Here is a 25,386-nt window from a genome sequence, read left to right as displayed (position 1 = left end):
TACGGTTGAAGCGACGAGACGTGGAGGTGGCGCACGTGGCCGATCAGCAGGGTGAACCCGGCGACCGGAGCCCGGAGGACGAGTTCCGCGAGATGCTGCGGGAGCTGCTCTCGGGTGCCGGTGGCATCGACCCGTCGAAGCTCGCCGGCGCGGCCGGCCTGCCCGACGACCCGGCGAGCGTCGCGGCGCTGTTCGGGCAGTTGCAGCAGGCGATGAACCACAGCGGCGACGGCATCGACTGGAGCATCGCCACCCGACAGGGCGAGGAGCGCGCCGCGGCGGGCCAGCAGCAGATCTCCGACGCCGAGCGGGCCCGGTTCGACCAGGCGTTCCAGGTCGCCTCGCTGTGGCTCGACGAGGCGGTCGACTTCTCGTCGCTGCCGCAGACGCCCGAACTCCTCACCCGCAGGGCGTGGGTCGCCGCGACGATGCCGATCTGGACGCAGCTGGCCGAACCGGTCGCCCTCTCGATCTCCGACGCGCTCACGCGCGTGATGCTCGAGCAGGCGCCCGAAGAGATGCGCGGCATGATCGAGAACGCGAGCCGCATGCTGCGCGGCATCGGCGGCACGCTGTTCGCCATGCAGCTCGGCCAGGTCGTCGGCCAGCTCTCGACCGAGGTCGTCTCCGGCGGCGACGTCGGGCTGCCCCTGCTCGACGACTCGCGGGCGGCCATCCTGCCGCAGAACGCCGCCGAGTTCGGCCAGGGCCTCGACATCCCCACCGACCAGGTCGAGTTGTACCTCGCCGTGCGCGAGCTCGCGCACGCTCGGCTCTTCCGCCACGCGCGGTGGCTGCGGCTGCACTTCATCACGGCGATCACCGCGTTCGCGAAGGGCATCGACATCGACACCGACCGGCTCGAGCAGCTGGCCGAGGGCTTCGACCCGTCGAACACCGAAGAGCTGCGGCAGGCGGTCGTGTCGGGTGCGCTGATCCGCCCGAAGAGCGAGGCGCAGCAGGGCGCCCTCGCCCGCCTCGAGACGATGCTCGCGCTCGTGGAGGGCTGGGTCGACGCCGCCACCGCCGACGCGACCGGCCGACTCCCCCGTACCGACGCGATCGCCGAGACGATCCGACGGCGACGTGCGTCGGGCGGCCCCGCCGAGTCGGCGTTCGCGACGCTCGTCGGCCTCGAGCTGCGTCCGCGCCGCCTCCGCGAGGCGACCGCGATGTGGCGGGCCGTCACCGACGCGGTCGGCGTCGAGGCGCGCGACGCGCTGTGGGCGCATCCCGACCTCCTGCCGACGGCCGACGACCTCGACGACCCGAGCGGGCTCATCGCACGGCTCACCGGTGCCGACAGCGCCGAGAACGAGGCCGACGACGAGTTCGACCAGGCCCTCGAGCAGCTCCTCCGCGGCGAGACGCCGGCCGGCCCCGGAGAAGACGGCGAGTCGCCCGAGGCCTGAGCGCTCATCGCACGAGGGCACCCTGTGGAAGGATTCCGCGGCGGTGTCGGGTCCTGGGGCATGCTCTCGGCATGGCTCCGCGAATCGATCCGGCCCTCCCGCTCGTCTGGCGCTCGCCCGTCGAGCTGCAGCTCGGCGCCGAGACCCCGCGCGTGATCATCGACGACCCCGGCCCGCTCGAGACCGGGCTCATCGGCCTGCTGCGCCACGGCGCGAGCCTCGCGACGGTGCGCACGATCGGCGCCGGCCTCGACGGGTCTCCCGGCGACATCGATCGCGTGCTCGCGCTGCTCGCGCCGGCGTTCGTCGCGGACTCCGACGAGGCCGACGACGCCTCCGACCGTGCACCCGCCGAGACGGGGGCGCGGGCACTCGTCGTCGTCGACGGGCCGGCACCCTTCGCCGCGCGCCTGTCGGCCATGCTCGCCCATCTCGGCCACGCCACGACCACCCCCGCCGAATTCGACGGCGCCACGGCCGCCGCGGTGCCTGCGCTGGCGGTCCTCGCCGCGCACTGGGTCGTGCCGCCCTCGCAGCACCTGCGCTGGCTCCGGGCGGACGTGCCGCACCTCGTCGTCGTCGATGACGACCGGGGCTGGCGCGTCGGGCCGCTCGTCGAGCCCGGCCGCGGGCCGTGCGTGCGCTGCCTCGAGCTCGAGCGACGCGATCGCGACCCGGCATGGCCGGTGATCGCCGCGCAGCTCGCCGGTTCCCCGGCACCGTCCCTGCCCCGAGGCATCCGCGCGCTCTTCGACGCCGCCGTCGCGGCGGCCGGTGCCGTCGACGATCGACTCCGGCGCGGCGACGAATCGCTCATCGCGGCGAGCCTCAGACCGGGCGAGACGTCGCCGTCGACCTCCTATCGGCCGCATCCGGAGTGCGGGTGCCGAGCTCCTGCAGGAATCGCGACGGCTCCCGCTCCCCTCGCTGGCCGTCGCCCTGCCGGGCCCAGCTCAATCGCAGGCGTCGCCGTGCCCGCGTGAGGCCGACGTAGAGCAGTCGCCGCTCCTCGTCGATGGCGTCGAAGCCCTTGGCGTACGCGATCGGCAGCATGCCCTCGTTGAGGCCGACGAGGAACACCTCGTCCCATTCGAGGCCCTTCGCCGAGTGCAGCGTCGCGAGCGTCACCACCGCGAGCGCGGGCTCGTGCTGGGCCTCGGCGCGCGCGCGGAGGTCGTCGGCGAACTGACGGAAGGTCGTCCCGGCGGGGGCGTCGTCGACGAGTCGGGCGATCGCGTTGAGCGACTCCCACCGTGCGCGCACCGCGCCCGGCCCGTCGGGCGCCTGCACGCTCCAGCCGAGCGAACGCAGCACGTCGCTCACCGACTTGAACAGCGGTTCGCCCGTGATCGTGAGCGCGGCGGCCCGGAGCGCGTGCACCGCCTGGCGCACCTCGGGCTGGTCGAAGAACCGCGCCGCGCCGCGAACCCGCGACCCGACGCCGACCTCGTCGAGCGCGTGCTCGAGGATCGCCGACTGGGAGTTGACGCGCATGAGCACCGCGATGCGATCGGGCGTCACGCCCGCATCGACGCGATCGCGGATGAGCGTCGCGACGCCCCTCGCCTCGGCGAGGTCGTTCGCGTACTCGGTGACCTCGGGTTCAGGGGCATCCGCCCGCCCGTCGGTGACCGCCTCGAGGCGCAGCGCGCCCTCGCGGCCCCGCATCAAGCGGTTCGCCGTGTCGACGATCGGCCCGGTCGACCGGTAGTTGCGCTCGAGCCGCACGATCGTCGCGTCGTCGTAGCGGCGCTCGAAGCCGAGCAGGTAGTCGCTCGTCGCGCCGGCGAACGAGTAGATGGTCTGGCTCGCGTCGCCGACGACGCACAGCTCGGTGCGATCGCCGAGCCAGAGTTCCAGCAGGTGCTGCTGCGCCGGCGAGACGTCCTGGTACTCGTCGACGATGAAGTGCCGGTAGCTCTCGCGCACCTGCAGCGCGACGGATGCCTCGGTCTCGATCATCCCCGCGGTGGTGAGCAGCACGTCTTCGAAGTCGATCATGCGCCGCTCGTCCTTGACCTGCTCGTACGCCTCGACGAGCTCGACGAACTGCTCGATCGTGAGCCGCCCGGGGGCGCCGCGGCCTTCGAGCCGGGCGCGATACGCCTCGGGGCCGTGCAGGCCGACCTTGCGCCACTCGATCTCCGCGGCGACGTCGCGCAGGGTCGGCGTGTCGACCTTGAGGTTCACCCGCTCGGCCGCCTGCCCGAGCGCACGCCCCTTGTAGTCGAGCACGCGCGGCGCCGGTCCGCCGACGACGATCGGCCAGAAGTGGTTGAGCTGCGCCAGCGCGGCGGCGTGGAACGTGCGTGCGCGCACGGCACCGGCGCCGAGCGCCGCGAGCCGCCCCCGGAGCTCGGCCGCTGCACGGGCGGTGAAGGTGAGGGCCATCACCCGCGCGGGATCGTACGAGCCCGAGGCGACGCCGTAGGCGATCCGGTGCGTGATGGCCCGGGTCTTGCCGGTGCCGGCGCCGGCGAGCACGCAGACCGGTCCGTGCAGCGCCTCCGCCACGATGCGCTGCTCGTCGTCGAGCCCGTCGAGCAGCGGGTCGCCGGTGGTGCGGGCGTCGACGTCGGTCACGCGCCCGACCGCTCGGCGACCGCGGGTGCGCGGTCGGGTTCCTGCGGGGCGGTCTCGACCGGGCCGCCGTACCACTGTTCGATGAGCCACCGGGCGATCGAGGTCGCCCCGGGCAGGAGCACCCCGCCCCACGCGTCGGCCAACTCGTCGCGCGTGAACCACCTGAGCTCGAGGATCTCCTCGCCGTCGGGGGTCGCGGTCGCCGGGTCCGCGCCGGGGGCGACTCGCGCGGCGAAGCCGAGCATGAGGCTCGCAGGGAACGGCCACGGCTGCGAGGCGCGGTACTCGACCCGGTCGACGGCGATGCCGGCCTCCTCGGCGATCTCGCGCACGACCGCCTCCTCGAGCGACTCGCCCGGCTCGACGAAGCCGGCGAGCAGCGAGAACCGGCGCTGCTCCCACAGTGCGTTGGAGCCGAGCAGCAGGCGGTCGTGGTCGTCGGTGACGAGCATGATCACCGCGGGGTCGGTGCGCGGGAACAGCAGTGCGTCGTCGCGGTCGCAGCGCCGGACCCATCCGGCCTGGCCGGGTGAGGTGGTGGAGCCGCACCGAGGGCAGAATCCGTGCGCTGCATGCCAGTTCGCGAGGGCGAGCGCCTCGACGAAGAGACCGGCGTCGAGCGCGTCGACGGCCGTGGCCACGGCTCGGAGGCCCTGCCAGCGCGCAGCCTCGGGCTCGAGCGCGGCGGCCGTGTCGTCGTCGACGACGCGCGCCTCGTACGCGAAACGCGGATCGCGACCGAGGTAGATGCGCAGGTCGCCCGCCGGGGCCGCCGACGGCCGACGCAGCTCGAGCGCCGGCGCCGACCCGTCGACCTGCTCGGTCAGCAGCACGCGGTCGCCGTGCACGAAGAGCACCCGCGAGGCCGGGTCGGCGTCGAACGAGGACTCGAATCCGGGAGCGGTGCGGCGCCCGGCGTCGCGATCGATCACGGCCCGCGCGAACGGCGGCAGCGGGTCGTGCTCGGTCACTGGGCCCCTCTCACTGCGGTCTGCGGGAGTCGTCACCGCGGCTGCGGAGTCAGCGGGAAGGTGTGGCGGTCGCCCCTCGCCCGAAGATGCCTGCTTAAGCTGAATGCCATGGCCAGACCCCCTCTCACTCTAGCCGCGTTGGCCACGGCGGCGGTGCCCGGACTCGAGGTCAACGCGGCACGCGCGCACACGCGCCGCAGCCACGGGGCGTACGACGCCGTCGAGTTCCGCACCACCGACGGGCGCCACCTGATCATCCGCGTCCCGCGCACGCAGGCCGCCGAGTCCGAGCAGTCGGCCGACCTCGTCGCGCTCCGCGCGCTCACCCCCGGCATCCGCAGCAGGCTGCCGTTCGCCGTTCCGACGTTCGTCGGCCAGGCGCCCGTCGACGGCACGCGCGCCGTCGTCACCGACTTCCTCGAGGGCGGGATCTCGACCCCCGATGAGCTCACCTCGCACGACCGCCTCGCCGAATCGGTCGGCCTCGCGATCGCCGCGATCCACTCGCTGCCCGCCGGGTTCGTCGGCGACGCCGGCCTCACCCGCCAGTCCGCCGACGGCGCACGGGAGTCGGTCGTCGCGCTCGTCGGCCGCGCCGCCGACACCGGGCACCTCCCCGCGGCGCTGCTGCGCCGGTGGGAGGAGGCGACCGACGACGACACGCTGTGGCGGTTCCGCCCCACGGTCGTGCACGGCGGGCTCACCGCCGACGTCATCCTCAACGACGGCGAGACCGTGACCGGTGTGCTCGGCTGGTCGGGCCTCGCCGAGGGCGACCCCGCCCGAGACCTGCACTGGCTGCTCACCTCGCGCGGGGCGGCGGCAGAGCGGGCGCTCGGCGCGTACGTCGCGGCTCGCGAGGGCGGCGCCGACGCGCACCTGCCCCAGCGCGCCCTGCTCTACGGCGAGCTCGAGCTGGCGCGTTGGCTGCTGCACGGCGTCGACGAGCACGACCAGGCCGTCGTCGACGATGCGATCGGCCTGCTCGACGGGCTCGTCGAGAGCGTGCACGACCGCTCGAGCGAGCCGCTCTCGCCCGAGACGGGGCCCATCCTCGCCGTCGGCGATGTCGAGCGGATGCTCGACGAGACCCCTCACGACCGGCTTCCCTCCGACCGTGGCGGCGCCATGCTCACCGACAGCTACGACTTCTCGGCCCTGCAGTCGGGCGAGACGCCGATGGATGCCACGGCCCCGATCCCGCTCGACCTCAGCGACTGGGGCGATGCCGCCCCGCCGCGTTCGCCGGGGACCGCGGACAGCTCGAGCGAGGGGACGGACGGCGCCGGCGCTCAGGCAGGTGACGACTCGCGTGACGACGCCGACGACCAGGCCCGGCGCAACTCCGCCTCGTCGTAGAGGGCGTCGGGGCGGATGACCCGATCGTCTTCGACGAAGTAGAACACCGCGTCGACGGTCGACGGATCGACTCCGGCCCAGTGGGCGTACGCCAGTCGGTACAGCGCGAGCTGGGTCTGCTTGAGCTCGAGGTCGCGAGCATCGCGCGGCGCCTTGCCCGTCTTCCAGTCGACGACCTGCACGGCGACTCCCCGCGCGCCCAGCTCCGACGACGGGTCGACGTCGTAGACGGCGTCGAGCTTGCACACGAAGACGTTCTCGCCGAGCGGAAGGTGGAGTTCGAGCTCGACGGCGGCCGGTCGGCGGTCGCCCCACTCCGATGCCGCGAACCGCTCCTGCAGCGCACGGAGCCGATCGGGCGAGTCGTCGACGAGTGCGCCGCCGGCCGGGTCGTCGTCGAGTTCGACGAGCAGCGCATCGAGCTCGTCGAGCCCGGCCGGGGCGCTGCCCTCGATCGCGCCGATCGAGCGCTGCTCGACCCATTCGTGGAACAGCGTGCCGATGCGGGTCGCCCGGAACGGGCGCTGCGGCATCGGCCGGCGCAGCGCCGCCGCGACCTGGAGCGGGTCGTCGACGTAGTCCTTGAAGCGCGAGGCGGGGACGCGGACGGGGATCTCGGGCGCCGCGTCGGGTTCGTGCCTGCGCCGGCGCTCTTCGAGGAGCAGCCGGAGCTCGTCGGCCAGCCGCGGTCCGATGCCCTGGCCGGTGGGTCGGGTCGCCGCGAGCCGCACCGCCTCGGCCGCCGCCTCGACGGCATCGCGACGCCGCCCGAGCGGATCGAGCGGCCAGCGAACCCGCTCGGTCGAGCCGGTTCGCGGGTTCTCGGCTTCGGCGGGGGTGCTCGGCAGCGCATCGGCCGCGATCACGCCCGCCACCGCGAGTTCGCGCAGGAACGGGCTCGGCTCGCGGGCCGTCTTCTGGGTCGACCACCACGAGCCGGTGAGCAGCAGCTCGGACTTCGCCCTCGTGACCGCCACGTAGGCGAGTCGGCGCTCTTCCTCGGCGTGGCGCTCACGGTTCTCGTCGGCGAAGGCGGTGACGGCCTCGTCGAACTCGGCCTGGCTCTGGACACCTCGCCACTGCAACTCGGGCAGCTCGTCGTGGTCGCCCTTGAACTCGTTCGGCAGCTCGCCGAACGACAGCCAGCCCTTGGTCGAGCGCGGCTTCGACGGCACCTCGGCGTCGACCATGCGGGGAATCGCGACGAGGTCCCACTCGAGCCCCTTCGACCCGTGGATGGAGAGCAGCTGCACCGCCCCAGGCTCGGGTTCGTCGTGACGGGGCGAGAGCCGATCGCGCTGCTCGGCCTCGGTGAGCCACGCGAGGAACGCCCCGAGCGTCGGCTGCTCGGCCATCTCGACGAAACCGACGAGCAGTTCGTCGAACGCCTCGAGGCTCGGCGCTCCGAGCGGCTGCGCCGCGTTCGCGGCGACCTCGACGTCGAGCAGGAGCTCTTGTTGCACGAGGTTCACGAAGTCGACGAGCCCGAGTCCCGCGCGGCGGCGCAGCGACTGCAGCTGCGCTCCGGCGCGGCGCATGCGCGCGAGGCCGACCGGGCTGAACGCGCGGAGCGCCGAGTGCTGGTCGGGCGCCGTGAGCACGAAGTCGAGGGCGTCGACGATCGAGGGCGACTCGTCGACGGCGATCGACGAGCGCAGCCCCCTGCGCACGTCGTCGTCGAGGCGTCGCATCGCGAGGTCGCGGTCGGCGAGCCACTTGGCGAGGCCGCGGAGTGCATCGAGGTCGGCGGCCCCGATGCTCCACCTCGCGCCGCCGAGCACGCGGACGAGCTCGGAGCCCGCCGACGGATCGTGGAGCACCCGCAGCACGCACACGAGGTCGGCGATCACCGGCTGGTCGAGGAGACCGGCCATGCCGAGCACGTGCACGGGCACGCCCCGGGCCCGGAGCGCCTCGGTGAAGACCTCGGCGTTCGCGAAGGTGCGGCAGAGCAGCGCGCCGCTCGGGCGATCGCCCGTTCGGCCGAGGCGCGTCGCGAACCACTCGGCGACACGGGCGGCCTCGGCCTCGATCGTCTCGGCCCAGGCGACCTCGAGCCGGCCGGGCCCCGCGAACGGCGAGGCCGTGAGCGGTGCCTTCGGAATGCCGGCGTCGAGCGGGGCGATGAGCACGTTGGCGGCGTCGAGCACGATGCGGGGATTGCGCCAGCTCGTGGAGAGGTCGTAGACGGCCGCAGCGCCGGTCGTGGCGAAGTCGCGCCCGAACCGGGCGAGGTTCGCCGCGCTCGCGCCGCGCCATCCGTAGATCGACTGGTCGGGGTCGCCGACGGCCATGACCGGATGGTCGGCGAAGAGCGCCGACAGCAGGCGGGTCTGCACGACGCTCGTGTCCTGGTACTCGTCGAGCAGCACCGTGCGGTAGCGCTCGCGGTGCGCCGTCGCGACCTCGGGGTGCTGCTCGCAGATCGCGAGCGCGAGCGACACCTGGTCGGAGAACTCGACGAACCCGCGCTGCTGCTTCGCCGCAGCATAGGCGTCGGCGAGCTCGAGCAGCGGCGGAAGCGCCCCGACCACTCCGAGGGCGTCGACGAACGACGCGAAGTCGGTGCGCTTGCGCGGCGCCTCGATCGGCAGTCCCTCCATCTGCAGGAAGTCGCGCACCATGACGCGCACGTCGCGACTGTCGGCGACGTTCTCGGCGAGCGCCCGGCTGAGGCCCAGCACGGCGCCCGTGACGCGGTCGAGCGAGGCGTCGAGCTCGACGAGGCGGGGATCGGCCGATGCCTGCGCGACCGACCGCGCCAACTGCCAGGCCGATGCCTCGCCGAGCACCGAGGCGTCGGGCTCGCGACCGATCAGCATGGCGTGCTCGCGGTAGATCGCGCTCGCGAACGCGTTGTACGTGCCGACGGCGGCGGACTCGAGCGGGTCGAGCACGACCTCGGCGATGCCCTCGTCGACGAGTTGCCCGACTCGCTCGCGCACCCGCTCGGCGAGCTCGCCGGCCGCCTTGCGGGTGAACGTGAGCCCGAGCACCTCCGGCACTCCGACATGGCCGTTGGCGAGCAGCCACACGACGCGGTTCGCCATCGTCTCGGTCTTGCCGCTGCCGGCGCCCGCGACGACGATGCTCTGGCCGAACGGGTCGGCCTCGATGACGGCCCGCTGCTCGGGCGTCGGCGCGTGCAGGCCGAGTCGCGATGCGATGTCGAGCGCGCTGAGCCCCGCGCCCGTCGACGCCGATGACGCGCTCACGCGGACACCGCCGGGATCAGGTGCACCCGGTACTGCCAGGCGCCGAACCTCGAGCCGAAGCCGAGCTCGGCGGGCCCGTCGAAGCCCGACGCGGCCATCGTGCGCGCGACGTCGGCGAGCCGCTCGCGGAACTCGCCCTCTGCCTCGTCGTCGAACGGCTGCTGCGCCCGCTCGGTGTAGCCACGGCCGTGCGCCGGTCGTGCGACGTAGACGAGCTTCGCGCCGCCGAGCGATCCACCGCCGGGCACCGCCCCTGACCTGGCGGCCAGCTGGTACGCGGCGAGCTGCGGATGCGCCGCCGTCTGGGCCGCCGTCGGCGGGGTCCGGCCGGTCTTCAAGTCGACGATCACGGTCGTGCCGTCGGGCGAGACCTCGACCCGATCGATCGTGCCCGTGACGCGCACCCGATCGATCTCGAGCGTGAACCGCCCCTCGGCCTCGAGCAGCACCTTCTCGTCGTCGGCGAAGTTCGCGAGGTAATCGGCGGCGCCCTCGGTCATCTTGCGCGCGCCCCGGCGCTCGCGCTCGGCGACCCAGCCCGCCTCGAAGCGGAGTTCGTCGAGTCGGGCCGACACGCCCGCCCAGAGCGTCTCGACGCTCGTGTCGCCGTCGGCCCGGGCGCCGGCCTCTTCGACGACGGCGTGCACGATCGTGCCGATCGAGGCGGCGATGCCCGACGGGGGCGACGCGACGTGATCGATGAACCAGCCGAGCGGGGACTCCTCGACGCGGTCGATCTGCGACGGCGAGACCGCGACGACCGCCTCGGGGTCGCCGTCGAGGTCGACGAGCGGCGCCGAGGTCGAAGGCTCGGCCAGCCCGTACCAGTCGTCGGGATGGGCCCCGGCGACGCCGGCCTCGGCGAGCAGCGCGAGCGCCGCCGGCGCCTCGCCCGACGGAGACGCGACCGACTCGCGACGGAGCGCACCGACGAGGCCGCGCAGGTGCAGCGGGCGCGAGCGCGGCGTGCGCAGGCGGTCGGGCGCGTAGCCCATCAGCATCGAGGGCTGCTCGTCGTCGTTCGCGGTGCAGCTCAGCACCAGTTGCCGCTCGGCGCGCGACGCCGCGAGTGCGAAGAGCCGCAACTCGTCGCCCCGCACCGCGGCACGGGCCTCGGCGACCGTCTCGACCGACGGCACGGGCGCCCCGGACCGGAGGGCGCTCGCGGTGCGGGCGAGCAACCCGGCGTGCAGGAGCGTGCCGCGCGGGCGCAGGTTCGGCCATACTCCGTCTTGGAGGCCGGCGACGACCACGACGTCGAAGGCACGGCCGATGAGCGCCGGCGGCGTCGTGACGACCACCGACTCGGCCGCGCGCTGCGGCGCGAGCGAGTCCTCGGGCAGCTCGCTCGCGAGCACCTCGTCGATGAACCGGACGGCCGGCGCGTCGGGCTCTCGCTCGACGAACCGCTGCGCCGCGGCGAACAGGGCGACGGCGGCGTCGAGCGACCGGTTCGCCTCGTCGGCGAGCACGCCGGTGCCCGCCGCCTGCGGACCCCATTCGGCCGCGAGGGCGCTCGCGTTCCACACCGACCAGAGCAGCTCCTCGACCGTCCGGCCGCGCGCGGCCTCGGCTCGGGCGGCGGCCAGGAGCTTCGCGAGCCGTGCGGCCCGGCGCGCCGGTGCGGCGTCGATGGTGTCGAACCCGCCGGGTGCGGCGAGCGCCTCGACGAGCAGCTCGTCACCGGTGCGATCGCCGCCGCCCGCGAGTTCTTCGTGGCGGAGGGCGAGGCGGAGCCGCCTGAGCCCCACTGCGTCGAGCCGCCCGATCGGGCCCGTGAGCAGGCTCACCGCGAGCTCGGGGGTGAGGGGTTCGCGGTCGAGCACGAGCGAAACGGCCGAGAGGAGCGCGGCTGCCGCCGGCGCATCGCGCAGCGCCGTGCGCCCGGCGCCGCCGGCGGTCGGCACGTCGGCGAGCGCCAGCCCGCGCTCGAACGCGGGCACGTCGCCGCCGGAGCGGAGGACGACGGCCATCTTCGACCACGGCACGCCGTCGAGCAGGTGCCGTTCGCGGAGGAGCGCGGAGACCGCGCGGCACTCGGCCGCATGCGACGGCGCTTCGAGGCCGACGACGGACTCCAACGCGGGGCGGCCCTCGGCCGCGTCCTGGGTGCGGTCGTACCGGTCGCCGCCGCGCACCGGCCGCGCCCCGCGACCTTCGTCGCCCGCACCGGCCCGGTCGCCCCGCTCGACGCCGGCGGCCCGGTGCGCCCCGCCGAGCGCGGCGCCGATGTGACCGGTGGCCGACTGCACGACGGCGCGCAGGGCGGCGTCGCCTCGATGCACCGTCGGCAGCACATGGCGTTCGACCGGCGCCCCGTCGAGCACGCTGGAGAGCGCGCCGAGCAGTTCGGGCCGGCCGCCGCGGAATCCGTTGCTCGCGACGTCGGGATCGCCGATCGCGATCACCTGCACGCCGCGCGCGGCGAACGCGGCGAGCAGCGCCGCAGTCGCCTCTGTCGCCTCCTGCGCATCGTCGACCACGATGAGACGCAGCGCGGCCAGGCGCCCGAGGGCCTCGGCGGATTCGGCGTCGACCGTGCTGCGCCGCACGATCGCCGCGGCGAAGGCGGCGAGCTCGGCCGAGTCGTACTGGGTCGGGCGCACCTGCGCCTTGACCTCGTCGTACTCGGCGAGGAAGTCGGCGGCGGCCACCCATTCGGGCCGCCCGCACCGCTCGCCGAGCCGGGCGAGGGCCTCGGCGTCGACGCCGTGCTCGACCGCGCGCATCATGAGGTCGCGCAACTCGGTGCGGAAGCCCCGCAGCGCCCGCACCTCGGGCGAGAGCGGCTCGGGCCAGTCGGGCCCGAAGCCGTCGCGCACGCCGCCCTCGAGCAGTTCGCCGATGATGTGGTCGTGCTCGGCTCCGGTGAGCAGCGTGACGGGTCGGCCGGTGTAGGCACGCACGAGCTCGAAGGCGATCGAGTTCGCCGTCCTCGCGAGCGGCCCGCGCGTCGTGAGGCCGAGCCGCACCGCGAGCGCATCGCGCAGCGAGGTCGCAGCGGTGCGCGTCGCGGACACCACGAGCACCTCGTCGGCCGTGCCGCCCTCGCGCTCGATGCGGTCGGCGACGACCTCGATCGCGAGCGTCGTCTTGCCGCTGCCGGGCGCCCCGAAGACCGCCGCGTGCCCGCCGGAGACCAGACGGCGGACGAGCTCTGGAGCGGTTCGGGTGCCCTGCATGCCGGCAACGTTAACGTGTTCCGCCGACAGTGAACGCGAACGGCTCGCGCCTCGGCGATGTGTAGGGTTTCAGCAAGAGCAGAAAGGCGTACCGTGGACGTTCGCATCGGCATCCAGAACTCCCCCCGTGAACTCGGGTTCGAGACCTCCCAGTCGGCCGCCGAGGTCGAGCAGGCGGTCGCCGCGGCGCTCGCCGGGCAGGCCCCCCTGCTGAAGCTCGCCGATGACAAGGGCACCGTGTACGTCGTGCCCGCTGCTGCGCTCGCGTACGTCGAGATCGGCTCGGAGGAGTCGCGTCGCGTCGGATTCGTCGCCTGACGATGGAACTCCTCTTCGTCACGCTCGGCGGCGCCATCATCGGCATCGCCGCGCACTTCCTCTTCCCGCTCCGCAAGCTGCGGGGCGTCGCACTCGTGCCGGCGATCGGCGCGGGCGTCGCCGCCGTGGTCTGGGTGGCGCTCACCTGGCTCGGCTGGCCGTGGGACGGCGGATGGATCTGGGTCGTGTCGCTCGCCGCATCGGCGATCGCGTCCGCGGCCTCGGCCTGGCTCATCGGGCCTGGTCGCCAGAAGGCCGACGACGCCCGCTTCGAGCACCTCTCCCGGCACGGGCTCGGCAAGGCCTGACGGGCGTACCTGCCCGATCCGAACTCGTCCGTGCCCTCTGGCACGGGGGCGGTGTCAGGCCGTGAGCCCGAGCGCGTCCATGCGGCGGGTGTGCTCCGCGATGAGCTCGGTGAACACCGGCTCGACGCGATCGCCCGTGCGGTCCGCCGGCTCCGAGCCCCGCAGCGCCGAGCGCGCGATGAGCAGCGTGTCGCCGACGATGCTGCGTCCCCAGAGCGCGAGCCGGTCGGCGAGACCCGGTTCTGCCTCGATCGCGGCACGCAGTTCGGCGTCGAGCACCTCGCCGATCCCGCCGACGGCGAGGATCGATCGCACCCGCGCACGCAGTTCGACCGGCAGTCCCTCGGCCAGGCGGGTGAAGTAGTCGTCGAGCATGCCCGACGTCACGTGGATGCCGAGCATGAGCTCGTACTGGTCGGCGCCCGCGGTCGACTGCCCGAGCCGATCCGTCGCGGGCGCGAACGGCGCCATCACCGCGTCGGGTTCGACGTCCAGCCTGCGCAGCTCGGCGATGAGGTCGTGGTGCTTGCGCAGCGCGACGCCGGCTGCCGAGCTCAGCCGCTCCTTCGAGTGCATGGCCGCTGCGCCGATCACCGCCTGCGACAGGCTCTCGAAGAACTCGAGCTGGATGTACGCGGCCTGGCCGAGGAACGGCACCGGGTCGGGGACGAGCTCGGTGAAGTCGACCTTGGTGACCTCCGTCGGCGCGACCCGCGGACGCAGCCGCGGCAGCTCTTGACGCACGCCGCGCCGCTTGGACCAGAACACCACGCGAACAGCCTATCCGAGGCTCACAGGGAGTCTCCGATAGGGTGGTGGGGCATGCGGACGCTGGATCCGCGGCCGTGCGCCCGGGGATGAGTCGAGGCGCACCTTCCGACCTTCACTCTCGAAGCACGACCGACAGGCAGATCTTTGACCACTTTCACCGACCTCGGCATCGCGTCCGACATCGTCGACGCGCTCGCGGGCAAGGGCATCATCGATGCCTTCCCCATTCAGGAGCAGACCATCCCCCTCGCCCTCACCGGGCAGGACATCATCGGCCAGGCCAAGACTGGCACGGGCAAGACCTTCGGGTTCGGCCTGCCGCTCATCCAGCGCCTCGGCGACGACCCCGAGCACGGCGTCAAGGCGCTCGTCGTGGTGCCGACGCGCGAGCTCTGCGTGCAGGTGACCGAGGACCTCGAGCTCGCCACCTCGAACCGGCCCACGAAGATCGTGTCGATCTACGGCGGCAAGGCCTACGAAGGGCAGATCGAGCAGCTCAAGGCCGGCGCGCAGATCGTCGTCGGCACGCCGGGCCGCCTCATCGACCTCGCGAACCAGCGCCTCCTCTCGCTCGCCGACGTGCGCGAGGTCGTGCTCGACGAGGCCGACAAGATGCTCGACCTCGGCTTCCTCGCCGACATCGAGAAGATCTTCTCGAAGGTGCCCGCCGTGCGGCACACCATGCTCTTCTCGGCCACGATGCCGGGGCCGATCGTCGCGCTCGCCCGCCGCTTCATGTCGAAGCCGATCCACATCCGGGCGACCGACCCCGACGAGGGCCTCACGCAGGCGAACATCAAGCACCTCGTCTACCGCGCGCACTCGCTCGACAAGGACGAGGTGATCTCGCGCATCCTCCAGGCCGACGGCCGCGGCAAGACCGTCATCTTCACGCGCACGAAGCGTGCCGCCGCGAAGCTCGTCGAAGAGCTCAACGACCGCGGCTTCAACGCGGCCGCCGTGCACGGCGACCTCAACCAGGACCAGCGCGAACGCGCGATGGCCGCGTTCAAGGCGGGCAAGAAGGACATCCTGATCGCCACGGATGTCGCGGCCCGCGGCATCGACGTCGACGACGTGACCCACGTCATCAACCACACCATCCCCGACGACGACAAGACCTACCTGCACCGCGCGGGCCGCACCGGCCGCGCCGGCAAGACCGGCATCGCCGTCACGTTCGTCGACTGGGACGACCTGCACAAGTGGGCGCTCATCAACCGCGCCCTCGAGTTCGGCCAGCCCGAACCGACCGAGACCTACTCGTCGAGCCCGCACCTCTACACCGACCTCGACATCCCCGCCGGGACGAAGGGCCGCCTGAAGCCCGCCGCCCCCGCGGCGAGCGCGACGCGCTCGAGCACGGCCGGCCGGACCGAGGGCGACGCCGAGCGTGCTCCGCGCAGCCGCAACCGCCGTCGCACCCGCAACGGCGTGCCCGCGGGTGACGGCCAGGCGGTCGAGACCTCGGGCCAGACCTCCAAGGATGCCTCGGAGAAGGCTGCCGGCACCGGCACGCACGATGGCAAGGGCAAGGAGCACCACGACGGCAACGCCGCGCCTCGCCGTCGCCGTCGGCGGCGCGGCGGCAGCTCGGGCGGCGGGCAGACCGCCGCACCGGCGGCGCCGCAGGGCTGACCCCGACACCTCCACCTCGCGAGCACGCAGGCCCCGTCGATGACGGGCGCCCGCGCGCTCGCGGCGTCTCAGCGCCCCACGAGTCGACGCGCTTCCGACGCCGCGGGCCTATTCGGGCGGCAGCACCGGCGCGCTGCCGCGCGCCTCGGCGACGAGCCGAGCGACCACGTCGGCCGCCGTGCGGCACTCCCCCAGGCGGTTCGGCTTGCCCGCGCCGTGGTAGTCGCTCGACCCGGTGATCTCGAGCCCGAATCTCGCCGCCAGTTCGCGCAGCCGGGGCTTGGCGTCGGCGCGGTTCTCGGGGTGGTCGACCTCGAGGCCGAACAGTCCGGCGTCGACGAGCTTGGCGAGGCGAGCGGGCGGCACGACCTGTTCGGCGCCGCGTGTGCCGGGGTGCGCGAGCACGGGCACGCCCCCGGCGGCGCGGATGAGGCGCACGCCCGTGAGCGGGTCGGGCGCGTAGTGCGGCTGGGCGTACCCGGCCCGAGGGTGCAGGATGCCGGCGAAGGCCGCCGAACGGGTCGCCGCATGCCCTCGGGCGACGAGCGCGTCGGCGATGTGGGGCCGTCCGATCGTCGCCCCCTCGACGGTCTGGTCGAGCACGTCGCTCCAGCTGAGGTCGTAGTCGCGCGCGATGCGCCGCACGATCTCCTCGGCGCGGGTGAGACGCGACTCGCGGATGCGAGCGGTCTCGGCGAGCAACGGCTCGTCGAGCGGGTCGACGAGGTAACCGAGCAGGTGCACGCTCGTGAACCCCTCGCGGGTCGACAGCTCCATGCCGGGGATGAGCGCGACGCCCGTCTCGGGCACCGCGGCGGCCGCCTCGGCCCAGCCGCTCGTCGAATCGTGATCGGTGAGCGCGACGGCCCGGAGCCCGGCGGCCGCCGCCTGCCGCATCAGTTCCGCCGGCGACTCGGTGCCGTCGGACACCACCGAGTGGGTGTGCAGATCGGCCTCGCCGATCGCGGCAGGAGCTCGCGACATCCCCCTATCGTATCGAGGGCGCCGTTCTCGGGGCCCTTTCAGAACCCGGCCCCGTAGGGTGGGTGGAATGCTCCCCCGCATCCTCGGCTGGGTCGTGATCGTCGGCACGGCCGCCCTCGCCGCCGTGCTCCTCTGGCCTCAGGCGTTCGGCTTGCAGAACCAGTGGATCGCGGCGCACGTCGTGGCGCTGCGCGGGGTCGCCGCCGTCTGCGGGGCGATCGTCGCGGTGCTGTTCCTCCTCCTCGCGATCCCGCGCCGCGGTCGTCGCTTCGCGATCGCCATGGCGATCGTGTTCGCCGTGTTCACCGCGGGCCAGGTCGCGGTGCTCGCGGTGCGTGGCACGGGCGGCGCGGCCACCGCCGCTGCCGACGACCGCGCGGCGGATGCCTCGGGGCCCGAGGCGTCCGTCACGGTGCTGTCGTGGAACACCCTCGGCGAGGTGCCCGACGCGTCGACGATCGCGGAGCTCGCCCTCACGGAGGGCGCCGACGTCGTCGTGCTGCCCGAGACGACCGACTCGCTCGGCGAGGAGGTCGCGATCGCGATGCGCGAGGGCGGCTCGCCGATGTGGGTGCACACGCAGGCGTACGACGACATCGCGAAGGCCCGGTCGACGACCCTGCTCATCAGCCCGGAGCTCGGCGACTACGAGGTCGTCTCGGCCGACTACCCAGGCCCGCCGGGCAATACGAACACGCTGCCGAGCGTCGTGGCCGACCCGATCTCGGGCGACGGGCCGCGCATCGTGGCCGTGCACGCGGTCGCGCCGATCCGCTGGGAGCTGCGGAACTGGCGCAGCGACCTCGACTGGCTCGCCGAGCAGTGCACCGGCGAGAACGTGATCATGGCGGGCGACTTCAACGCGACGGTCGACCACTTCGCCGGGCGCGGCATCGACGGCGGCGACCTGGGGCGCTGCCGGGATGCCTCGGTGCAGGCGCGCGCCGCGGCGCTCGGCACCTGGCCCACCGACCTGCCGCCGCTGCTCGGCAGCCCGATCGACCATGTGCTGGCGACGCCCGGTTGGGCGGTCGAGGACTTCCGCGTGATCGAGTCGCTCGACGACGCCGGCAGCGACCACCGCCCGGTCGTGGCGACGCTGACCCGGGCGGGTTGACGAGCCCCGGACCATCCGCCGGCACTCGGGGCCGGTGCGAGAATGGGGGCATGGCGAACTCGAGCGACACCTCCACCACCGAGACCGCGGCAGCGGCGAACCCCTCCGGCGACGAGGCCGGACGCAACGCGAACCGGTCGACCACGCCGGGCTCCGAGGGCTTCAAGGCGTTCATCTCGAACGGTTGGGCCGAACGCGCCGAGACGCTGCCCGAGGCGCGCCCCCAGGCCGCGTACGCCGCCGCGCGCCGCGCGAAGGTCTCGGCCGAGTTCCCGGGCCGGCGGCTCGTCATCCCGGCCGGCGACATGAAGCAGCGGGCGAACGACACCGACTACCCCTACCGGGCGCACTCGGCGTTCGCGCACCTCACCGGCTGGGGGTCCGACTCCGAGCCCGGCGCGGTGCTCGTGCTCGAGCCCACCGGCGACGCCGGGCACGAGGCGACCGTCTACTTCCGCGAGCGCGCGGGTCGCGACTCCGAGGAGTTCTACGCGAACGCGGCGATCGGCGAGTTCTGGATCGGCCCGCGCCCGTCGCTCGCCCACGTCGCGGCCGACCTCGCGGTCGCGACCCGCGACATCAGCGCCTTCGACGCCGTGGTCGACCGGATCGACACCGCGACGCTCGTGGTGCGCGAGGCCGATGCCGCGCTCACCGAGCGCGTCGACCACGCCCGCATCCGATTCGCGGCCGAGCGCGTGCTCAGCGAGAACGCGCAGGACGCGGCGTTCTCGCTGGAGGTGGGCGACGAGCACGAGCCCGACGGCGAGCTCGCGCGCGTCGTGAGCGAACTGCGACTCGTGAAGGACGACTTCGAGGTCGCCGAGATGCGGGCGGCGATCGCAGCCACCGAGCGCGGCTTCGGCGAGGTGCTCGCCGAGCTCCCCCGCATCACCTCCGAGGTGCGCGGCGAGCGCGTCATCGAGGGCGTCTTCGCGACCCGGGCTCGGCTCGACGGCAACGACGTGGGCTACGGCTCGATCGCCGCGGCGGGCCCGCACGCGACGATCCTGCACTGGACCCGCAACGACGGGCCCGTCGTGCCGGGCGATCTCGTGCTGCTCGACGCCGGCGTCGAGATGGACACGTACTACACGGCCGACATCACCCGGACGTTCCCGGTCAACGGCACCTTCTCGCCCGTGCAGCGCCAGGTCTACGAGGCGGTGCTCGAGGCAGCCGACGCGGCGTTCGCGATCGTGAGGCCGGGCATCGTGTTCCGCGAGGTGCACGCCGCGGCGATGCAGGTGATCGCGCGCAAGACGGCCGAGTGGGGCTTCCTGCCCGTGTCGGCCGAGGAGTCCCTCGAACCCGAGAATCAGTTCCACCGCCGCTACATGGTGCACGGCACGAGCCACCACCTCGGGCTCGACGTGCACGACTGCGCGCAGGCCCGCCGCGAGCTCTACATGGACGGCGTGGTCGAAGCCGGCATGATCTTCACGATCGAGCCCGGCCTGTACTTCCAGCCCGACGACCTGACCGTGCCCGAGGAGTTCCGCGGCATCGGCGTGCGCATCGAGGACGACATCCTCGTCACGGCGGACGGCGCCGAGAACCTCTCGGTGCGCATTCCGCGCACCGCCGACGAGGTCGAGGCCTGGGTGCGCGGCGCGAGCCGCTGAACGATGCGTTCGCTCCCGCCGTCATCGGGCATGCACTCGCCGTCGCACGGGCGGTGAGTGCACGCCCGACGCTCGCAGATCAGGTGCGCTCGACCGTCGCCCGCCTCGCCCGCCACCAGGCCCAGAACCGGGCGAGCTGACGCTTCGTGAACGCCGCGGCGCGCTTCGCCCAGGCGAACTCGGTGCCCAGGATCGCGAGACCGAGGAAGACGACGAGCCAGCCGGGGCCGGGGAGCGGTACGAGCAGGAGGCCGGCCACCGTCACGATGCCGCCGAGCACCCCGACGAGCACGCGGTAGGCGCGCTGCAGGCCCGGGCGGCGGCCGATCGCCTGCCGCAGCCGCCGCAGCGCCCGACGGATGGGTCGGTCGGGCCGCTCGGCAGCGGCGATCTCATCCGCGATCTCGAGTTCGAGGGCGGGCCGCGGGGCGTCTCGTCCGGTGGTCATGCGCGTCACGATATATCGCGAGTCTGGGAGCTCCCCGGGTCTGGCGGGTCGCGCCGGGGCACGGCTAGGGTCGGGACGAACCCCGATCGCACCCACGTGCTGGAGGATCCATGTCGCACCGCCGCAGCACCCTCGCCGTTCTCGGCGCCGCGGGCCTCGCCCTCGCCGTCGCCACTGCCCCCGCCGTCGCCTCCGCCGCACCGGGCGAGCCCGGCGCACCCCGGTACAGCGCCGGCTCCGACGGTGCGGGCGACCCGTACTTCCCGCTCGCGGGCAACGGCGGCATCGACCTCGTGCACCTCGGACTCGACCTCGACTACACCCCGCCCGCACCCGAGCCGGCCCCGCTCGAAGGGCAGCTCGACGGCGTCGCGACGATCGACCTGCGCGCGACGCAGGACCTCGACCGGTTCGACCTCGACCTCCGTGGGCTCACGGCGACGACGGTCACGGTCGACGGTCACGCCGCGCGATTCGAGCAGACCGACAACGAACTCGTGATCACCCCGCGGCCGAAGCTGAAGCGCGGGCACGACGCCCGCGTCGTCGTCGAGTACGGCGGCACGACGACGAGGCCCACCGACATCGAAGGCGCGCTCTACGGCTGGGTGACGACCCGCGACGGCGCCATGGTCGTGTCGGAGCCCGACGGCGCCGCGACCTGGTTCCCGGTCAGCGACCACCCGACCGACAAGGCTGCCTACGACTTCGAGATCACGGTCCCCGAGGGGCTCGTCGCCGTCGCGAACGGCAGCCTCACCGGGTCGGACACGGCCGACGGTCGCACCACCTGGACGTGGCACGCTCCCGACCCGATGGCGGCGTACCTGGCCACCGCGAGCGTCGGCGACTACGTGCTCGACGACTACACGACCGCCGACGGCCTCCGCATCATCGACGCCGTCGACCCGGCGCTCCCGGCGTCCGCGTCGGCCGCGCTCGCGCTCACGCCGCAGATGATCGACTTCTTCGACGACCGCTTCGGGCCGTACCCGTTCGTCGCGTACGGCGCGATCGTCGACGACGACTCGGTCGGCTACGCGCTCGAGACCCAGACCCGCTCGTTCTTCTCGCGCCGCGCCGGCGAGGGCACCGTCGCGCACGAGCTCGCCCACCAGTGGATGGGCGACCACGTGAGCCCCGGCCGCTGGGCCGACATCTGGCTCAACGAGGGCTGGGCGACGTACGCGTCCTGGATGTGGGCCGAGCACCAGGGTCGCGCCACCGCCGACGAGAGCTTCGACGAGGTGATGTCGATTCCGGCCGACGACGAGTTCTGGAGCCTCGTCGTCGCCGATCCGCAGCCGCTCGGCCTGTTCGCCGACCCCGTCTACGACCGCGGCGCCGCGACGCTGCACGCCCTGCGCGTCGAGATCGGCGACGACGCCTTCTTCGAGCTCGCGACGGAGTGGGTCGACCGCTACGGAGGAGGCAGCGCGACGACGGCCGACTTCACGGCGCTCGCCGAGGAGGTCTCGGGGGCCGACCTCGACACCCTCTTCGCAGCGTGGCTCTTCACACCCCAGAAGCCGACGACCTGGTAGGCCGGTCGGTCAGGCCCCGTCGCCCTCCGAGGCGCGACGGCGCGCCGCATCGGCTTCACGAGCGGCACGGCGCGCGGCATCCTGCGCCTCGCCGTACGTGAGGCCCTGCGGTTCGTCACCCTGGCCTGTTGCCGAGCCGGATGTCTCGTCGCCGGCGCCCGTCGTCGCGTCGCCGTCGCGCGGCGTCGGAGCCGGCGCGGCAGGCGGGGCCGACGCGGGCGTCGGGGTCGGTGCGGGCGGCGCCGCCGCGGCCGGGACCGCAGGGGCGACATCGCTCGCGGTGCCGAGCAGGTTGCGCGCCCGGGCGACGTGCGACGGATCGGTGATGATGATCGCGTAGCGCCTTGCGAGCACCTGGATGTTCGACGTGAAGTCGCGACGGCGCCGGTTCACGGAGTACGTGACGACGCTGAAGATCATGCCGAACCCGGCACCGATGAGCACGGCGGCGCCGAGGATGCCGAGCGAGGCGCCGCTGGGCGCGAAGATGAAGAACAGCAACCCGAGGAAGAGGCCGAACCACGCCCCCGAGATCGCGCCGGCGCCGGCGGCCCGGCTCCACGTGAGCCGTCCGGTGATGCGCTCGACCGTCGTCAGGTCGGTGCCGATGATCGCCAGTTCCTTCACGGGGAACTCGGCCTTCGACAGGCGGTCGACGGCGTCTTGCGCCTCGGCGTAGGTCTCGAAGCCCGCGACCGTCTCGCCCTTCGGCATGGTCGGGAGCTCGCGGCCCGCGCGGCCGCCGAACGGCGTCTGGTTCGTCACCCGGCCATTGTCCCACGATGCGGGCCGGGTCGCCCGGATGGCGCCGCCGCCGAGGCATCCGGGGGCTAAGTTTGTAGCGTGAGCGCCACGAGAGTCTTCGTCGCCCGACTCGCCGGGTGCGCCGTCTTCGACCCCAACGGCGATCGAGTGGGCAAGGTGCGCGACGTCCTCGTCGTGTACCGCAAGAGCGACCCGCCGCGCGTGGTCGGGCTCATCGTCGAGATCCCGGGCAAGCGCCGCGTCTTCGTCTCGATCGGGCGCGTCACCTCGATCGGCGGCGGCCAGATCATCACGACGGGCCTCATCAACCTGCGCCGCTTCGAGCAGCGCGGCGGTGAGGTGCGCGTGATCGCCGAGATGCTCGGTCGCAAGGTCGGCTTCAACGACGGCTCGGGCACGGCCACCATCGAGGACGTCGCGATCGAGGAGCAGGAGCCCGGCGAGTGGGAGGTCGACCAGCTGTTCGTGCGTCGCCCCAAGGGCGCCTCGCCGTTCTCGAAGGGGCAGTCGGCGTACGTCACCTGGCGCGAGGTTCGCGAGCAGGCCGCGAAGGGCGAGGCCCAGTCGGCCGAACAGCTCATCGCGACGTACTCCGAGCTGAAGCCCGCCGACCTCGCTTCGACGCTGCTCGACCTGCCGGCGCAGCGCCGGCAGGAGGTCGCCGAGGAGCTGCCCGACGACCGTCTCGCCGACGTGCTGGAGGAGATGCCCGAGTCCGACCAGGTCGACATCCTCGCCGGTCTCGGCGACGACCGCGCGGCCGACGTGCTCGACCACATGCAGCCCGACGACGCGGCCGACCTCATCGCACAGCTGCCCGAAGAGCGCGGCGAGCACCTGCTCGAGCTGATGGAGCCCGAAGAGGCAGAAGACGTGCGGTTCCTGCTGTCGTACGGCCCCGACACGGCCGGCGGCCTCATGACGACCGAGCCGATCATCGTCTCGGCCGACGCGACCGTCGCCGAGGGGCTCGCGCTCATCCGCCGGCACGACCTGCCGCCCGCGCTCGGCGCGGCGGTCTGCGTCACGCTGCCGCCGTACGAGCCGCCGACGGGCCGGTTCCTCGGCATCGTGCACTTCCAGCGGATGCTGCGCTACCCGCCGCACGAGCGGCTCGGCACCCTCATCGACCAGGGCCTCGAACCCGTGACCGCCGACACCTCGGCCGCCGAGGTCAGCCGCATCCTCGCGAGCTACGACCTCGTCTCGGTGCCGGTGGTCGACGAGAAGCATCGACTCGTCGGGGTGGTGACGATTGACGACGTGCTCGACTACCTGCTGCCCGATGACTGGCGAAGTCACCCCGAGGAGGACGAGCTGGCCAAGCGCAGCACGGCGCGGGCGCAGCTGACGACGGGAAGCATCCCGATCCCATACGGAAGGAGGGGCGCAGATGGCACGCGCTGAGTCGGAAGACCGTCGATTCGACACGCCGAAGGGCATCCGCCGCACCGCCACCTTCCGCGGTTCGGGCGACAGCGACCGCTTCGGCCGCTTCACCGAGTGGGTGGCCCGCGGCATGGGCACGCCCGGCTTCCTCGTCGGGCTGTCGGTGTTCGCGGTCGGCTGGATGGCGTGGAACACCTTCGCTCCCTCCGCCTGGCGCTTCGATGACATCGCGATCGGCTTCACGGCGCTCACCCTCATGCTCTCGCTGCAGGCGTCGTACGCGGCACCGCTGATCCTGCTCGCGCAGAACCGGCAGGACGACCGCGACCGCGTGCAGATCGAGCAGGACCGGCAGCGCGCCGAGCGCAACCTCGCCGACACCGAGTACCTCGCACGCGAGGTGGTCGCCCTGCGACTCGCCGTGAAGGAGCTCGCGTCGAAGGAGTTCATCCGCTCCGAGCTGCGCGCGATGCTCGACGAGCTCGACCGCCGCGACGAGGAGGAGTCCGAACATGCCGGCTGACGCCGCCTCGGGCGACGCGGCGCTGCTCGAGGAGGCGGTGCGGCGCGTGCTCGCCTCCGTCATCGACCCCGAGATCCGCAAGCCCGTCACCGAACTCGACATGGTCGACCGCGTGGTCGCCCGCGAGGGCGGTCGCGTCGAGGTCGGCATCCGGCTGACGATCGTCGGGTGTCCCGCATCGGATCGCATCGAACGCGACGTGCGCCAGGCGGCCGAGTCGATCGTCGGGGCCGGCAACGCCGACGTGGAGCTCTCGGTCATGACGCCCGAGCAGCGGGCCGCCCTCACCGAACGCCTTCGCGGCGGCCGCGCCGCCCGCGGCAATCCGTTCGGCCCCGGCACCCTGACGAGGGTGCTCGCGGTCACGAGCGGCAAGGGCGGCGTCGGCAAGTCGACCGTCACGGCGAACCTCGCCATCGCCCTCGCGGCGCGCGGGCTCGCGGTCGGGCTCATCGACGCCGACGTGCACGGGTTCTCGATCCCGGGCCTCCTCGGCCTCGTCGACGACGACGGCCTCGCCGCCCGGCCGACCCGGGTCGACGAGATGATCCTGCCGCCCGTCGCGCACGGCGTGAAGGTCATCTCGATCGGCATGTTCATCGAGCCGGCCGGGCCCGGGGCGCGCGCCTCGTCGACGGCCGTCGCCTGGCGCGGGCCGATGCTGCACCGCACGCTCTCGCAGTTCCTCACCGACGTGTACTTCGGCGACCTCGACGTGCTGCTCGTCGACCTTCCGCCCGGGACGGGCGACGTCGCCATCTCGCTCGGCCAGCTGCTGCCGAACGCCGAGGTCGTCGTCGTCACGACGCCGCAGGCCGCCGCGGCCGACGTCGCCGAGCGATCGGGCGTCGTCGCGCGCCAGACCGGCCAGCGCATCGTCGGCGTGATCGAGAACATGGCGGGCCTCGTGCAGCCCGACGGGCACGTGCTCGAGCTCTTCGGGTCGGGCGGCGGCGAGCTCGTCGCCGAGCGGCTCTCGGCCGGTCAGCCCGAGCCCGTGCCGCTGCTCGCGAGCGTGCCCCTCAGCATGGCGCTTCGCCAGGGCGGCGACGACGGCGTGCCCGTCGTCGTGTCGGCGCCCGACGACCCGGCCGCGCGCGCGATCGAGGCGGTCGCCGCACGCCTGGCCGGGATGCCTCGCGACCTCGCGGGCCGCCGCCTCGACGTCTCGGTGCGCTGAGCGCGAGCCGCTGGTCGACGAGCGCGCGCTCGGCTGACGGACACGTCACCGCTG

Annotated in this window: 19 protein-coding genes; 11 read left to right on the top strand and 8 right to left on the bottom strand. The window is 73.4% G+C overall.

The features are described 5' to 3' along the window. Positions 1-35: 35 nt before the first annotated feature. The gene (locus ACFWGP_RS16825) at positions 36-1,412 is read left to right on the top strand and encodes a zinc-dependent metalloprotease (RefSeq protein WP_374201106.1); all 1,377 of its coding nucleotides are present in this window, start codon (positions 36-38) and stop codon (positions 1,410-1,412) included. 828 nt (positions 1,413-2,240) lie between these two features. On the opposite strand, the gene ACFWGP_RS16820 is transcribed toward ACFWGP_RS16825, so the two are convergent. Together ACFWGP_RS16820 and nudC are read right to left on the bottom strand one after the other, a co-directional pair. Continuing rightward, positions 2,241-3,995 (bottom strand): ATP-dependent helicase, encoded by a 1,755-nt coding sequence (locus tag ACFWGP_RS16820; protein ID WP_231430548.1) that lies wholly within the window; start codon positions 3,993-3,995, stop codon positions 2,241-2,243. Then, entirely contained in the window at positions 3,992-4,966 is a 975-nt protein-coding gene (nudC, locus tag ACFWGP_RS16815; protein ID WP_376931414.1) for an NAD(+) diphosphatase, read from the bottom strand. Before nudC ends, ACFWGP_RS16820 begins: the two co-directional genes overlap by 4 nt. Before the next feature lie 108 nt (positions 4,967-5,074). On the opposite strand from nudC, the gene ACFWGP_RS16810 reads away from it, so the two are divergent. Further along, complete coding sequence (locus ACFWGP_RS16810; protein ID WP_231430546.1) at positions 5,075-6,325, top strand: phosphotransferase; 1,251 nt, start codon at positions 5,075-5,077, stop codon at positions 6,323-6,325. Here the strand turns inward: ACFWGP_RS16810 and ACFWGP_RS16805 are convergent. Both ACFWGP_RS16805 and ACFWGP_RS16800 read right to left on the bottom strand, forming a co-directional pair. Then, a complete protein-coding gene (locus ACFWGP_RS16805) occupies positions 6,259-9,540 on the bottom strand; it encodes a UvrD-helicase domain-containing protein (protein WP_376931413.1) in 3,282 nt (1,093 codons plus the stop codon). The genes ACFWGP_RS16810 and ACFWGP_RS16805 overlap by 67 nt on opposite strands. Then, a complete protein-coding gene (locus ACFWGP_RS16800; RefSeq protein ID WP_275505696.1) occupies positions 9,537-12,722 on the bottom strand; it encodes a UrvD/REP family ATP-dependent DNA helicase in 3,186 nt (1,061 codons plus the stop codon). The genes ACFWGP_RS16805 and ACFWGP_RS16800 overlap by 4 nt, the downstream gene beginning before the upstream one ends. Positions 12,723-12,815: 93 nt before the next feature. Here ACFWGP_RS16800 and ACFWGP_RS16795 point away from each other — a divergent pair, with 93 nt between their 5' ends. After that, entirely contained in the window at positions 12,816-13,040 is a 225-nt protein-coding gene (locus ACFWGP_RS16795; protein ID WP_231430543.1) for a DUF3107 domain-containing protein, read from the top strand. Positions 13,041-13,042: 2 nt separating this feature from the next. After that, on the top strand, positions 13,043-13,348 hold the full coding sequence (locus ACFWGP_RS16790) for a hypothetical protein (protein WP_231430541.1): 306 nt from the start codon (positions 13,043-13,045) through the stop codon (positions 13,346-13,348). Positions 13,349-13,402: 54 nt separating this feature from the next. Here the strand turns inward: ACFWGP_RS16790 and ACFWGP_RS16785 are convergent, their stop codons facing one another. Continuing rightward, positions 13,403-14,119 carry a ferritin-like fold-containing protein gene (locus tag ACFWGP_RS16785; RefSeq protein WP_231430539.1) on the bottom strand — a complete coding sequence of 239 codons (717 nt, stop codon included), beginning with the start codon at positions 14,117-14,119 and terminating at the stop codon, positions 13,403-13,405. Positions 14,120-14,263: 144 nt separating this feature from the next. Between ACFWGP_RS16785 and ACFWGP_RS16780 the strand changes: the two genes are divergently transcribed. Next, the gene (locus tag ACFWGP_RS16780; protein ID WP_231430538.1) at positions 14,264-15,757 is read left to right on the top strand and encodes a DEAD/DEAH box helicase; all 1,494 of its coding nucleotides are present in this window, start codon (positions 14,264-14,266) and stop codon (positions 15,755-15,757) included. A gap of 108 nt (positions 15,758-15,865) precedes the next feature. Here ACFWGP_RS16780 and ACFWGP_RS16775 read toward each other — a convergent pair whose 3' ends face one another. Next, complete coding sequence (locus tag ACFWGP_RS16775; RefSeq protein ID WP_376931412.1) at positions 15,866-16,741, bottom strand: PHP domain-containing protein; 876 nt, start codon at positions 16,739-16,741, stop codon at positions 15,866-15,868. A 67-nt stretch (positions 16,742-16,808) separates the two neighbouring features. On the opposite strand from ACFWGP_RS16775, the gene ACFWGP_RS16770 reads away from it, so the two are divergent. Together ACFWGP_RS16770 and ACFWGP_RS16765 are read left to right on the top strand one after the other, a co-directional pair. Beyond that, positions 16,809-17,858, top strand: coding sequence for an endonuclease/exonuclease/phosphatase family protein (locus ACFWGP_RS16770; RefSeq protein WP_231430536.1), 1,050 nt, complete (start codon positions 16,809-16,811; stop codon positions 17,856-17,858). 50 nt (positions 17,859-17,908) lie between these two features. Continuing rightward, entirely contained in the window at positions 17,909-19,483 is a 1,575-nt protein-coding gene (locus tag ACFWGP_RS16765) for an aminopeptidase P family protein (protein ID WP_231430534.1), read from the top strand. A gap of 79 nt (positions 19,484-19,562) precedes the next feature. On the opposite strand, the gene ACFWGP_RS16760 is transcribed toward ACFWGP_RS16765, so the two are convergent. Beyond that, positions 19,563-19,931, bottom strand: a complete 369-nt coding sequence (locus ACFWGP_RS16760; RefSeq protein ID WP_275505694.1) for a TIGR02611 family protein — start codon at positions 19,929-19,931, stop codon at positions 19,563-19,565. A gap of 110 nt (positions 19,932-20,041) precedes the next feature. Between ACFWGP_RS16760 and ACFWGP_RS16755 the strand changes: the two genes are divergently transcribed. Then, a complete protein-coding gene (locus ACFWGP_RS16755) occupies positions 20,042-21,475 on the top strand; it encodes a M1 family metallopeptidase (protein ID WP_275505693.1) in 1,434 nt (477 codons plus the stop codon). Positions 21,476-21,484: 9 nt separating this feature from the next. On the opposite strand, the gene ACFWGP_RS16750 is transcribed toward ACFWGP_RS16755, so the two are convergent. After that, entirely contained in the window at positions 21,485-22,240 is a 756-nt protein-coding gene (locus ACFWGP_RS16750) for a general stress protein (RefSeq protein WP_376931411.1), read from the bottom strand. A 78-nt stretch (positions 22,241-22,318) separates the two neighbouring features. Between ACFWGP_RS16750 and ACFWGP_RS16745 the strand changes: the two genes are divergently transcribed. The 3 genes from ACFWGP_RS16745 to ACFWGP_RS16735 are packed head-to-tail and all read left to right on the top strand — an operon-like array spanning position 22,319 to position 25,332. Next, complete coding sequence (locus tag ACFWGP_RS16745; RefSeq protein ID WP_376931410.1) at positions 22,319-23,647, top strand: magnesium transporter MgtE N-terminal domain-containing protein; 1,329 nt, start codon at positions 22,319-22,321, stop codon at positions 23,645-23,647. Continuing rightward, positions 23,634-24,152 (top strand): DUF1003 domain-containing protein, encoded by a 519-nt coding sequence (locus ACFWGP_RS16740; protein WP_376931409.1) that lies wholly within the window; start codon positions 23,634-23,636, stop codon positions 24,150-24,152. Before ACFWGP_RS16745 ends, ACFWGP_RS16740 begins: the two co-directional genes overlap by 14 nt. After that, the gene (locus ACFWGP_RS16735; RefSeq protein ID WP_376931408.1) at positions 24,142-25,332 is read left to right on the top strand and encodes an Mrp/NBP35 family ATP-binding protein; all 1,191 of its coding nucleotides are present in this window, start codon (positions 24,142-24,144) and stop codon (positions 25,330-25,332) included. Before ACFWGP_RS16740 ends, ACFWGP_RS16735 begins: the two co-directional genes overlap by 11 nt. Positions 25,333-25,386 lie beyond the last annotated feature (54 nt).

It is taken from the genome of Agromyces sp. NPDC127015 (assembly GCF_042725165.1).
GTDB lineage: Bacteria > Actinomycetota > Actinomycetes > Actinomycetales > Microbacteriaceae > Agromyces > Agromyces chromiiresistens.
This window is presented reverse-complemented; position numbering and strand designations above follow the sequence as displayed.